We start from the raw sequence: 12,275 nt of genomic DNA, 5'->3' as shown, positions 1-12,275 counted from the left end.
TAGATTAGGTATTTTAAATACCTAATCTATTTTTTTTCTGCGCTACTAAAAAAGTCAAGTACTCGCGTAAGTTATATTTAAATAATTTTTCAAAAAAGAATAAATTATATTTAAATATAACGGAAACAAGCGTTATACAATGTGTTCGAGCGATTGTTTAAAAGCAATCTATTATTACCCGTTGCCAGCTATTGTTATGTTGGATAAAGAAAATCTATGATTCAAGTAAGACTCAAAATGCTTGATTTTTAGAAAAACTAGATAACGATAAACCATTGATATAGCAGTTCGATCAAACATTGAATCAAATGGATCATTTGTCTCACTTCTTGACTCGCAACGGGATAAGGGGGCGAAGAATGGATCAATTGAAGCAATCCGACGGGGAAATACTCTTGGGAAATACGATCATAAGAGTATGCTGGGAATCGTGGCTTCAATAGAAGCGGGAATGATATATTGTCGTAGTTACTCTAAGTAGATTTAAGCGAATAACTAATGATAAGTGAGTGTAGTTGGGGTTACGGTCACGAATAGTTGCGCTATCGTTTATAAAAATAGCTGTTTGTTTAGATCGGTAGCTAATAATGTTGAGACAGGTAGATAAAATTTTTGTTACAGAGGTTTGAGTCGAAAATAGTGGAGTCTAAAATTGATCCTTTAAGGTCGGAACATAAGTGTTCAAACAAATAAGCCATCATTCATGAAAAATTGTATTTTACAAATTTTTATGAATGATGGCTTATTTATGAAAAATGGTGTTTGGGAATAGAATGTATTCATTTTTGAAGGGATTACGCATGGTCATTCGATGAGTATAAACAAAAAAATAAGATTATAATGCAAAACTCGAAATAAAAAAACAACAAAACGCACTCGGAAAAATAGCCGTTTAAAAAAATGACTGGTTCTTTACTATAATATAATTCATGAAAATTTCATTCGTTTTTCATGGTAGAAAATTAAATAAGCAGAAAATGGGTGATAAAGCGAATTAGCGACACATGATTAACGTTGATATAACAGCTTTTTTACTTTCAATTGAATTTTTTTGAAATAGCTTGTTATTTTTTAAAGTCAAATAAAATGCTCTGAAAAAAAATAATCGTTTTTCAGTAATAAAGAAATTTTTTTTAAAAATAACTGGATTTAACATTATACAATACAAAAAGAATCAAGCAAGCAATAATAATTATCAATAAGTTAATTTTGTTGTATGAAGCAGAAGGGAAGATAAGATGAAAAAAAATATTGTTATGTGTGTTGCCGCAATGCTTCTTTTTTCAGGAATAACTTCTCCATTGTCAACCGTCGTGCAGGCAGTGGATGCTGAAAATGACTCAGTCACTCTATCACCCACAACTCAAACAGAAGAGTCGATTGATCAAACCATGCAAAGTGAAGAGACAGTCACACAGACAACAGAATCAGTAAAAGAGGAGGTGAAACAGTCAGAGGCGCAGACACAAGAATCGACGACTGAAGAAAAACACTTTACTTTAACTTTTATGACAGATAGCACTCATTTATTCGAATCAGGAGCGGAAGTTAAAGAACTGACAGTGAAGGAAAACGAAAAATTAGCAAGTAATGATATCCCGAGTTTTGCGGATGATCAACAATTGAACGGTTGGGAAGTTGAAGGCAAACTCTATACGAATGAAGAAATCAGCCAATTAACAGTGACGAAGGATCTACAATTAAAAGCAGTATTTAAACAACAGGCGTTCCGCTCTTTGAGAAGTACAGATGCTTCGATCAAAGATACGATTGCTACCGCGGATAAGACGAAAGTACTTGTTGTACCAAATCCCACAGATAGCACGCAAGCTTACCAGACATATGCTGCATCAGATGCCGGAGTAAAAGCGGCATTAAATGATTTGTATCATGCGGGCAATATGCAAGATTACGTCATGTATATTGGATCAAACGTCACATTAACAGCTGCAACAGTCGCTAACAATATTCCAAGTACGGTCGATGCAACTAATGCTACGTTTGCCTCATTAAAAGATAAAGTAAATAAACTAGTGATCACTGGCCATTCAGATGATCCAATCACACAAGATTTAACGGTACCATCTGGTGCAAAAACACTTGCTTTTACTGCGAATGCTTACTTTGGTTCAACGATTACTTTACGAAATATTAGCTATACCGGCTCTTACTTCTATATGAATGGACACAGCTTGAATTTGAATGGGGGAGCAAACGGTAATGGTATTTCAATCTATGGTGGAAGCAATTCAGGAGATGTCGTAGGGAATCCGGTAATCACCATCAATACGACAGGTTCTTATACATGGAATATCTTTGGTGGTAATCAAAATGGCGGCACGCTGAAAGGGAATACGAGTATCGTTATCAACAATACGAATAATGGGGGAATCAATACATTAGCAGGAGGAGCTAATATTGGTACCGTTGATGGAAACGTCTCTACGATTATCAATAATGCGGGTGGACGAATCACGAATTTGTACGGTGGTGGAAATGGAACCAGTGCGACCAATACAGCAAATGTTACGGGCACTGTATCTACAACTATCGGGATTACAAATAGTGCAACAGGGTTTCAATTAAGTACCTTTTATGGTGGTGTCATCTACGGGAATATTGGTGGAAAAGTAACCAATAACATTTCAGGTTATGGTCGTTGGTACGGCGCAGGGGAACGATTCATCGGTGGGTCCTCTCGAGGAAATATCGGAACCAATCGTTCAACTGACGGAATCGAAACAAATTTGGATAGTAGTTTATACAGTGCTGGACGGGCAGAATTTGAAGGCGGCAATCGTTATACCGGTACGGTCACTGGGAATATCACGAATACGGTCAAAGCAGGAACCCCATCTGCCGGTGGAATCAATGACTTCAATGGGGGCGCCGGCAATAACGTGGTTAAATTCAATAAAAGTGGGATTGGGGCATCAAATGAAACAACCTATGATGCGTATACACCACAACAAAGAGCGGATTTAGCCAAAGCTGCAGCAGAGTTCAAAGTCTTCGGTAACATCACCTCAAAATTAGTCAGTGGTTCATTCAATAATGGTGCAATTTGGACAACAGCAGCAGGTCGCGGTGGCTACATCGAAGGTAACACAACGATTGAAGTTGGAACGGCTAATGCAGATGGTTCAATCGGCGGAGCTGGCTTTGCCTATTCCGGATCAATGCCAACCGATTTAGCCTATTCGACCACGAAGAAAAATCGTGGGGAAGCTTCTGGTTGGGACGTTGTAGGTGGAGGTGGTTATCCTGCTTCAAATGATACATGGGACATCTATATTAAAGGAGATACACAAACAGTATTAAATAATACTGTAGCGCGATGGACTTATGGTGGTTCTTATTCAGGGGTTATTGAAGGAAATAGCTCAAACATATTAAATGGTGGAATCGCTGATACGTTAGAAGGTACAGGCTATGCAGGTACACGTGTGTATGGTAACGGACAAACCATCGTCAATGATGGTCAAGTAGACTGGTTCTTATCTGGTGGCGGATGGGATGACAAAAAAATTGTCGGAAACGTAGGAGTGACCGTTTATGAAGGCGTCATTAATGCTTCAATGGGTGCATCCTATGGCGCAAGTGGTGGACATACTGTCACTGGAAATTCAGATAATCGCATCTATGGTGGGAACTTCTCTGGTACTCCACGAACTGGTTCTAATGGCTTTTCTGGTGGTATCACAAACTATGGGTCACTACTTGGAAATGCTAGTTTACTCATCGATTTACGAAACTATGACGGTGAATTCAAGTTGCCAGGTAATACGTATATCACAGGTGGACGACCATATGGACAAAACACGAATTTGGGGACATCTGCAGACAATACGATTACGTTGAATATCTTTACCAAACCAGGTGTGGATTCATTAAATGGTGCGAGCATTTATGGGGATGGTGGTAGTAATGCTGCGTACACCAAAAATGGCTCGATCCAGATGAATATCCAAGCGGAGGGTTCTAGTATTGGTAATCTGTATGCTACACAGTATTCCAATATCAGCAGTGGGAAAATTTTGCGTAATGTTACTGCTAATGTTCAAGGAGCGGTCAGCATCAACGGTTTATCCGGTGGTTCAGCCAGTGATAACTTTACGAATACGATCGCTAGTGCTAGTACAAACAAAGTCGTGTTCAATTTTGGTGAGAATGTCGATGGTACAAACAACTATCAAACTGATCCAATCAATCTTACTGGACTAGGCATCGTCAATTTCACCGAATTAAATGTAACAAACGGATTGAAATTAATGGCAAATGGCGGAAATATCAAAAATGGTTTATCTGCGACTGCTGCCAATCATGCAACAACCTATCATTCATTTGGGGACATCCATCTGTCAAAAAATGCTGGGATCGGCGTTTCAACTTCTAGTAACTTAATTTCAGCAGCTAAGTTAACTATAGAGGATGAAGCCACTTTAGAAACGATTCCTGGAACAGGAAAAGTGAATATTTCAGATGTCGAGTTTCCTGATCCTGCAAAAGATGAATTAGTCTGGATCAAGTCAACTACTGGAGATTCAGCAACGCAAGTAGATAGTACCGGTACATGGTTCGGTGCAAATAAAGCCTATCAAGTTTTGACAATCAATCCAACGATTGCCAATGCAACAAAGCTAACACCTTTGAATTTCAGAGGAACTGAAAAAGCAACTGGGAAAAGCTTCATCGGAGATAACGATGTCTCAAAATCCGGTAGTGGTTATGGTATCGCCATACCTGGTTCAGTTATCGATTATGAAGTAGAAAATCCTGGGATCGCTCAAGGCAAAGGAAGTATTTTTCATGACGTCAGTGAAGTGAAAGAAGGAAATGCGCCATTAGTCTTGAATGCATGGGGAACAGAAACTGCAGGTACAAAAGTTCAAAAAGGGCGCTTGGTGATTCCATCAGGAAAAGGTATCACACCAAAATTAAGCTTTGAACCAGAAACACAAACAACTGGTTCATGGTTGTACCAAGCAGAAATCATCAGTTCAAAAAAAGGAGATACCCCGACAACGATTGCTGAACAAAAGGATTCTTCAACGATCGATTGGCAATCGCCAGATAGCGAATACAGTTATGAAGTCAAAGTGAAGTATTCGAATGCAGCTGAGCTTTCTGCTAAAAATGTGATCATTTCTGAAAAAGAAGCACAAGATTTAGTCGATAAACAATCGATTTTAACATTGATGGAGGCGAAGGGACGTCCATTCTTTACGGATTCGATCACCGCTGATGTGATGGACGAGATCAAGCAACCACTAGCTGCAGATGAAGTTTCCAGAAAACATGTCATTGATTACAAAGTCGGTACGACAGGGAATGAAAAGGAACAACAAGCAAACTTGATTGTTGTAAAAAATGAAGCAACGATTTCGACGGATCGCAGTTTTGCAGTCTATGCAAAAGATGTTCGGATGAGTTTATCTGATGCCAATGGGTTGACGTCTCAACAAGAGTTGAATCAACGAACACTGGCACAAGTGATCTTAGCCGATGGCAGTGCGAATCAAGTACCAACGTTGACAGACGCAACGTTTTCAGCAATCAAGAATGCGACAGAAGCGGAAGTTTTAAAAAATGTTTCAACGACGTATAGCTATCAACTAAATGGAATAACAACTGAAAAAACAATCAATGTAGCAATTACAGGGACATTAGAGCTTAAAGAAGTACCAAATACGATGAATTTCGAGACACAAAAAGTTAAGACAACGACTCAAACGTATTGGCCATTGATCGAAGGTGATTTGATCGTGAAAGATACAAGAGGTTCTGAACGGGATAGTTGGCAATTGACAGTCACTGAAAAACAACCTTTGACTTCGGGGACAACCCAACTTTCTAATACACTTTCATTTACAGACGGTACAAAGAATACCGTACTCGGCCCCAATGCAGTGATCGTGGAAGAGAAGACACTGACGACAAATGGTGAATATCTTGTCAATCAAGAGTGGGGACAAACGAACAACAAAGGAATCAAGTTAACTGTTCCTCCGGAAAAACAAAAAGTCGGAAGTTATCAAGGAACATTATCATGGTCATTGGTTGCAGCACCTGGTAACCCATAGAAAACACGACGATAGAGAATAGGTGGGAAAGATGAAGAAAAAAAGGTGGAAGATCCTTGTGTTGTTAGAACTTCTTTTTACTCAAACGCCAATTGGTCTAGCCGATGAAGAGCAATCGTTCAAAAGTGAGGGTGTTACAGGATTTTATGGCACCTATGAATATCCTGAAGCAGGAAGTAGCAGTTCCGAAGAAGGGGTGGGTGAGCCAACTTCCCCCAGCTCTACTCAAGAGGATCAAACGTCCTCTGAAAAAAATGGAGCAACTGTGGAACAGCAAGAGGCGATACAAGGGGATAGCAAACAGTTACCAAAAACTGGAGAATACAGAAGTAAACAATTTACGATTATTGGAAGTTTCCTTCTTTTGATCGTATTGATAATTATTGTTATAAAAAGGAGAAGAAGAGAAAAATGAAAAAGACAACGTTGTTAACAGCTGGAATTATTTTATTTAGTACACTAGTAGGAACAAGCACAGTATTTGCTGCGGATGAAACTGCAAGCTATGAGACAAATGGAGTGATCGCATTTGAAGCAGATACCGATCCAACAAACCCGGTTGATCCAACTGATCCAACAAGTCCGGTAGAACCAGTAGATCCAACTGATCCAAATGGACCAAATCCAGGGACGAACGGACCATTATCAATTGATTTTGCTTCAAGCTTCCAATTTGGGAAACAAAAAATCACTACTGTCACAAAAGACTACTATGCACAGATCCAAACATTCAAAGATGGAACAGACGGACCAAACTACGTCCAAGTAACAGACAAACGTGGAACACAAGAAGGATGGAGCTTATCTGTCAAGCAAGACAGTCAATTCAAAACTGATGCTGATGAAGAGTTATCTGGTGCAGTACTATCCTTAAGTAACGGTGCAAGTGCATCGATCATGGATGATCAATACAAACCAGATCTAGTAACACAAAACACATTGACTCCTGGAAGCGAATCAGTCTTGATGACTGCTGACGCGGGTAAAGGCATGGGAACTTGGATCTACAAATTTGGTACGGATGCCACACAAGGCGCAACTGCTGTAAAACTTAACGTACCAGGTAAAACGGTCAAATTAGCGAAAGAGTATAGCACCACATTGACATGGAGCCTTAAATCTACTCCAGCACCATAAAAGAAAAAGGCAGAAAATGAATCACTTTGGGGGATCGTATGAAAAAAACAGTAAGTGGTTTAATGATCATTAGTCTTTTGACAGGAGTTACGGTTACCGTCCAAGCAGTAGATCAAGCAAAGTATACAAGTAACGGTACGGTCAATTTTATACCTGATACGGAACCAACCGATCCAGTCAATCCAATCGACCCTGATCCAGACAAACCGGTTCATCCAACTAATCCAGATGGAACCGACCCAGAACCAGGTACAAAAGGGCCACTATCGATCGACTTTGCTTCAAGTTTTGATTTCGGCATGAATAAGATATCGAATAAAACAGAAACCTATTATGCCAAAGCACAGACTTATGTAAATGACGATGGCACATTTTCGGATCTAGTCACACCAGATTATGTCCAAGTGTCTGATCACCGAGGAAATAATGCTGGTTGGACATTGAAAGTATGTCAAAACGGTCAATTTAAGAACGATGACACATTAAACAACACGTTGACTGGCGCGGTAATCGAATTGCAAGATCCGGTAGTCAAATCAAATGCAGAGGGTGTGGCTGCACCGACTGCGACCACTGAAATCGCCTTAGATCCAAACGGTGCAGAATCAATTGTTCTAAGTGCAGGACAAGATGCAGGTTCTGGCACGTGGATCGAAGCGTGGGGGGATAAAGTGGAGACAATCACAATGAAAGACCAAAAAAATAAAGACGTATCCTCAATGGTTACAAAAAGTGTTTCATTGACCATCCCGGGTAAAACGCCGAAAGATGCAGTCACGTACTCAACAACATTAACTTGGAATCTATCTGATACACCAGGAAATTAAGAATGGAGAAAATAAAAATGAAAAAATCACCAATGATCTTATTATCAACAATGTTATTAGGCGGAGTATTTAGCACAGTTAGCGTAGCAGCAGCTGATGGTGGAGAGTATACTTCAAATGGTGTCATCAATTATGTGCCAAATACAGAGACGACTGATCCAGTTGATCCACTTGATCCAGAACAACCAGTGACGCCAGTTGATCCAACAAATCCTGATGGTAAGCCAAATCCAGGTACAAATGGACCATTGTCGATCGACTTTGCTTCAAGTCTAGTCTTCGGTGAACAAAAAATCACGTCTAAAACGCAAACATACTATGCTGCAGCACAAAAATATAAAGATGCAAGTGATGTTGAAAAAGAAGGACCAAACTTTGTTCAAGTATCTGACAACCGCGGAACTGAAACAGGTTGGACATTGAAAGTAAAACAAAATGCACAATTCAAAACAGCGGAAGACCAAGAATTGACAGGTGCAAAAATCACATTATCAAATGGTAATGTCGTGACTGGTTCACAATCAGCAAAACCAACAGGCGTTGCAACTTTCAGCTTAGATCCAAGTGGTAGTGAATCATTAGTGATGAGTGCGAAAAATGGTGAAGGTGCTGGAACGTATTTGATGGATTGGGGAAATTCAGTGGATACCGCGAAAAATAGTATTGCACTAGAAGTACCAGGTTCAACGACAAAATACGCAAAAGCTTATCAAACAACGTTCACTTGGACGTTAACAGATGCGCCAGGAAACTAATCGAATACAATCTGGTCAAGGCAAAAATGAAAGAACTTTTTGTCTTGACCTAAAAAAAATTGGTGCAACGCAGTGATATTAGTTACCTTTGAAGGGATAGAACGCTTCTGTCATAGCCTCGCCAACATCTAATTTATCAGGGAGTTAAAAATATTATGAAAAAAAGATTTATCCTTATTGTCAGCCTCATTGTTGCCATGCTAAGTATGGTTCCAGTCCAATCAACTTTTGCATCAGAATTTAATTTTGCGGTTACCCCAGTGATTCCTGAAAATCAAATCGATAAAGAAAAAACATATTTCGATCTATTGATGGAACCTGACAAACAACAAACAATCGAAGTCCAATTACGCAATGACACAGACAACGACATCACGATCGAAACCACGATCAACAGTGCAACAACTAATTTGAATGGTGTGGTGGAGTATGGTGAAAATAAAATTGAACCCGATAATAGTTTGGTTTACAATTTAAAAGATTATGCGAAAGCAGAGCCAGAAGTGACGTTACCAAAACATTCGGAAGTGACAGTGCCAATCACAGTCACGATGCCAGCAGAAAAATTTGATGGTGTCATGGCAGGCGGGATCACTTTTAAAGAAAAAACGGATGACACTCAGGACTCTTCTTCCGAAGATAAAGGATTAGCCATCAAAAATGAGTACTCTTACGTAGTTGCATTATTGATCCGTCAAAATATGACAGCGATCAAGCCTGATCTCAAAGCAACGAAAGTGGAACCCGCACAAGTCAATGCGAGAAATGTGATCAATGTACATTTGCAAAACCCTCAAGCGGTTTACTTGAATCAATTGAATGTAGCAACAACGATCACGAAAAAAGGATCAGCTGAAGTGCTGTACGAAAGCCAAGCCGAAAGTATGCAAATGGCGCCAAATTCTCACTTTGCTTACCCCATTTCTTTAAATGGTGAAAAGTTGGAAGCAGGGAAGTATACGATGAAGATGACTGCTTACGGCGAAAAAGCTGAAGATGGAGAATACAAAGTCAAAACTTCTAATGGCTCTGAGGAAACCTATAAATATAAATGGGAATTTGAAAAAGACTTTGAAATCAAAGGCGAAGTTGCTAGGGAATTAAACGAAAAAGATGTGACGATCGAACAAGACAATACTTGGATCTATCTATTATTCGGTATCCTATTATTATTGATTCTTTTACTTCTATTTATTTTTTGGAAAAGAAAAAAACAAAAAGATGAAGACGAATCTGAAAATAAATAATATCAATCCCTGATAAAAAAACGTCTGACTGATCAAATAAATAAGATCAGTCAGACAATTTTTGCTTGGAAACGAATGGTTTCACTTACTTAAAATGTCTAATCAAAAAAGGGGGAGAAAAGTGAAAAGACAAAAAATCGCCATATTAGGAACACTTTTGTTCGCGGCAGTCTATTTTGAATCTTCCAACTATATATATGCAGAAACGATCATTTATGATCCGTTGAATCCAACAGAAGAAATCCAAATTCAACCAGTTACTCCCCAACGGCCTGTAACGGATGAGAAAGAAGCAAAGGTTGAACACACCGAACAATCACAAGATACTGCAATTATAAATAACGAAAAGCAGAAAGTTGAAGAACAACCACCAGCCGAATTACCGTATCAAGATTCTTCAATTCCTAAAAAAAAGCGACCAAACAAAACAAAATTATTAGATAACCAGGGCGATATTATTAGCCAGATTGCTAGTACATCACGTAAAATAACCTTAGATGATCAATTTTTTTCTGATGATCACTCTCATAGCCAAGTGATGTTGCCACAGTCGAGTGGTTCTGGTTCTGCTAGTTCAGATAATAGTCAGATGGCAGCAATGAGCTACTTATTTTCAGGTACGATACTCTATGGAGAAAAACCAGAAGGTAGAGGAAATCAAAATGTTCAAACTATTTTTAGATAAGCCAGCGCAACGAAAGTTAGAGTTGCTACGTTATTTGGAAACAAAGCCACTTTTAATTGAAAATCATGAAAAAGTGCTGGAAGAATTGGATATCTCTTATTTTTTGCTGAATAAGTCAATGGAAGAATTGTCACATGATTTTGTGGACTATGGGCTAACGGATGAATTTCAACTGTTTTTCGAAGGAAATAACGTCCGACTGATTGAGAGTGGTCGAGGGAATTCGACAATTTTAGGTGAAATGTATGTCCGCCATTCCTTTGGTTTTTTGATGTTACAAGAAATATTTTTTGAAACGTTCGAATCTGTCAATGACTATGCAATCAAGAATTATATCAGTCATCCCCTCGTCTACCAAAAGCTGAAAGACATGCGTACGAGATTAGCAGACAAAAAACTTACAGTCACAAAAAAATTCTTACTAAGTGGGGAAGAAGGCTCTGTACGTGGATTGGTGACGTTTTATTTCACCAAATTATACGGACGGGCTTATTCGGTTTATCCAACAGAGATCACGAAACCAGTGGAAGAATTGATTCGGTTGCTTGAACCGAAATTCGCTGCTTCTTTTACAGGTTTTAGTGAAACAAAACTCCAACATTTTCTTTCAGTCAGCTTGATTCGAATAAAGCAAGGTTGGCGAATGTCCGAGAATAAAAAAAGTCAATTGACATTCAATAAAAAAATGTTAGAAACTAATGATTTCTTTCGAAGCATATTTTCTTGGCTTGAAAAAGAGGCAAAGATCGATACGGAAAAAGAGCTATATAGCGAAGCGCAACAGATTTTTGCTTATCTTGTTGTCGAAGGCGCAATCAATGAGCCGGAACTTATTGAGGGAGTGACACTAAAGGAAATACTTGCCTTGAATGACTTATTTCTTGAAGAACTTGGACAAGCATTTATTCTCTCAGAGAATCAGCTAAAAGAAATCAGAAGACAGCTGACGGTCTTGCATTTGAAGATCAAATATTTCAAAGAAGAAAATATTGATGACAATAACAACCTGGATGTCACTTATTTTTATGAAATGTATCCAGAATATTTTTTGTTTTGCAGAGATTACATCAAAAAACAAAAAAAGAACAAGCAAATTTGGCTCGCAAAAGAATTTTTATTTTTTCATTATGTGTTAGTGATGATGGATATATTACCCATCGATCAACAATTGAAACCGCTCCGTATTTGCATTGATTTTTCCTTTGGACCACAATTTAATGCGTTGATCAAAAATAATATCCAGAAAATCTCTGACTTGAATATCATCTACCAAACGAAGGCAGATGATGAAACAGATCTACTTTTGACAGATAAAGAAATCTGTTCTTTTGGAGACTTGTTCCAAATCATTTGGTTAGTTCCTCCAAGGGCAGTCGATTGGGCTAATTTTACGAATCAATTATTAAAGATTCGTAGAAATAAAATAACTAAAATGAATCCGAATAATTGAGTACGGAGGGTGAGTGTAATTATTACTCATAACAAAAATGCTTGAGATCCCATTGGTTTGAATGAAAAAACATGATACACTACAGATATTG

At 38.6% G+C, this 12,275-nt stretch carries 8 protein-coding genes; all 8 read left to right on the top strand.

Annotated features, from left to right (window positions below):
- The first annotated feature begins 1,238 nt into the window (after window positions 1-1,238).
- Window positions 1,239-6,083, top strand: a complete 4,845-nt coding sequence (locus tag ACH0AK_RS10815) for a WxL domain-containing protein (protein ID WP_244062821.1) — start codon at window positions 1,239-1,241, stop codon at window positions 6,081-6,083.
- Between the two features lie 31 nt (window positions 6,084-6,114).
- Entirely contained in the window at window positions 6,115-6,498 is a 384-nt protein-coding gene (locus tag ACH0AK_RS10810; RefSeq protein WP_499796893.1) for an EF2685/EF0750 family sortase-dependent surface protein, read from the top strand.
- Window positions 6,495-7,220, top strand: a complete 726-nt coding sequence (locus ACH0AK_RS10805; protein WP_023520133.1) for a WxL domain-containing protein — start codon at window positions 6,495-6,497, stop codon at window positions 7,218-7,220. Before ACH0AK_RS10810 ends, ACH0AK_RS10805 begins: the two co-directional genes overlap by 4 nt.
- 38 nt (window positions 7,221-7,258) lie before the next feature.
- Window positions 7,259-8,047 (top strand): WxL domain-containing protein, encoded by a 789-nt coding sequence (locus ACH0AK_RS10800; RefSeq protein WP_019724078.1) that lies wholly within the window; start codon window positions 7,259-7,261, stop codon window positions 8,045-8,047.
- Between the two features lie 17 nt (window positions 8,048-8,064).
- A complete protein-coding gene (locus tag ACH0AK_RS10795) occupies window positions 8,065-8,802 on the top strand; it encodes a WxL domain-containing protein (RefSeq protein ID WP_010734721.1) in 738 nt (245 codons plus the stop codon).
- Between the two features lie 155 nt (window positions 8,803-8,957).
- The gene (locus ACH0AK_RS10790) at window positions 8,958-10,049 is read left to right on the top strand and encodes a WxLIP family cell surface protein (protein WP_023520132.1); all 1,092 of its coding nucleotides are present in this window, start codon (window positions 8,958-8,960) and stop codon (window positions 10,047-10,049) included.
- Window positions 10,050-10,170: 121 nt separating this feature from the next.
- Window positions 10,171-10,734 (top strand): hypothetical protein, encoded by a 564-nt coding sequence (locus tag ACH0AK_RS10785; protein ID WP_023520131.1) that lies wholly within the window; start codon window positions 10,171-10,173, stop codon window positions 10,732-10,734.
- Window positions 10,712-12,184 carry a helix-turn-helix domain-containing protein gene (locus tag ACH0AK_RS10780; RefSeq protein ID WP_023520130.1) on the top strand — a complete coding sequence of 491 codons (1,473 nt, stop codon included), beginning with the start codon at window positions 10,712-10,714 and terminating at the stop codon, window positions 12,182-12,184. The genes ACH0AK_RS10785 and ACH0AK_RS10780 overlap by 23 nt, the downstream gene beginning before the upstream one ends.
- Window positions 12,185-12,275: the final 91 nt, after the last annotated feature.

Source organism: Enterococcus pernyi, assembly GCF_045371165.1.
Taxonomy (GTDB): domain Bacteria; phylum Bacillota; class Bacilli; order Lactobacillales; family Enterococcaceae; genus Enterococcus_B; species Enterococcus_B pernyi.
Note: the sequence above shows the minus strand (reverse complement) of the source record. Positions and strands in the feature narration are given on the sequence as shown.